The 1,239-nt window shown below is 59.1% G+C and carries 1 protein-coding gene; it reads left to right on the forward strand.

Annotated features, from left to right (window positions below; translation table 11 throughout):
* The first annotated feature begins 81 nt into the window (after positions 1-81).
* Positions 82-1,190 (forward strand): IS3-like element ISBcen22 family transposase gene (locus WT24_RS02970; RefSeq protein ID WP_156441735.1). Its coding sequence is split into 2 segments (ribosomal slippage): positions 82-343 and positions 343-1,190, totalling 1,110 coding nucleotides; the frame shifts between segments, so codons are not numbered across the junction.
* The last annotated feature ends 49 nt before the right edge of the window (positions 1,191-1,239 follow it).

A 1,239-nucleotide genomic window follows, 5' to 3' on the forward strand; every position in this document is an offset into this window, starting at 1 on the left:
TGATCTGCTCTAGAAATCCTGGACACAAATGAGTGTTAGTGTTTCGGAGGCAATTTTCCCAATAGGAACGGGAGGTTGGCGATGAAGCGCAAGCAATACTCGGTGGAGCAGATCGTGGCCGCGCTCAAACAAGCTGAGCTGGGCATGCCGGTGGCGGATCTGGTTCGGCAGCTCGGGATATCGGAGCAGACGTATTACCGATGGAAGAAGCAGTACGCGGGCCTGGAGTCGAACCAGGTCCGCGAACTGAAACAACTCCAGGACGAGAATGAGCGGCTCAAGAAGCTGGTTGCGGAACTGAGTCTGGACAAGGCCATCCTGCAGGATATCGCCACAAAAAAGTGGCCGCGCCCGCGCTGAAGAGACAGGCAGTGAGCTACATCATGGATCACTACGGTCTTCCGACGCAGCGGGCGTGCCGGCTAGTCAAGCAAGCTCGCAGCACCCACTACTATCGCAGCGTCAAGGACCCGCAGACGGCACTGCGTCAACGCATGCGCGAGATCGCACAGACGCGCGTTCGATATGGCTACCGGCGCGTGCACGTGCTACTCAAGCGTGAAGGTTGGCGTGTGAGCCGGAATCGGGTCTATCGGCTCTACGCCGAAGAGCAGCTTCAACTGCGTTCGAAGCTGCCCAAACGCCGCAAGATGGTGGTGTCGCGCCGCGAGCGCTGCGTGCCGGTTCGCCCCAATGAAGTCTGGAGCCTGGACTTTGTCGCGGACCAATTGGCCGACGGTACCCGCCTGCGAGCCCTGACGGTCGTGGACATCTTTAGTCGTGAAGCACTGGCCATTGAAGTGGGCAAGCGCCTGCGTGCCGAGGACGTCGTGTCGGTGCTGAATCGTTTGGTGGCTCAACGTCACGCACCACGGTTCCTGTTTGCCGATAACGGCAGCGAATTCTCGGGTCGCCTGCTGGACATGTGGGCCTACCACTACAAGGTGCAGATCGACTTCAGCCGGCCAGGCAGGCCCACCGACAACAGCTTCATCGAGACATTCAACGGCTCGTTCAGGGACGAATGCCTGAACCTGCATTGGTTCGAATCGTTGGCGGAAGCCAAACGTGAGATCGAGGCTTGGCGCCGCGACTACAATGAGACTCGACCTCACATGGCGCTCAAGGAGCTAACGCCGGGCGAATTCGCCCGGCAATACAGCCTTCGGCCTACGGCCGAAGGCTCATGAAAGACCGAACACTAACGCTCGGCACTGTCCAAGAAATCCAAGCGGTTCA

This window comes from Burkholderia sp. MSMB1078WGS (assembly GCF_001528895.1).
Taxonomy (GTDB): Bacteria; Pseudomonadota; Gammaproteobacteria; order Burkholderiales; family Burkholderiaceae; genus Burkholderia.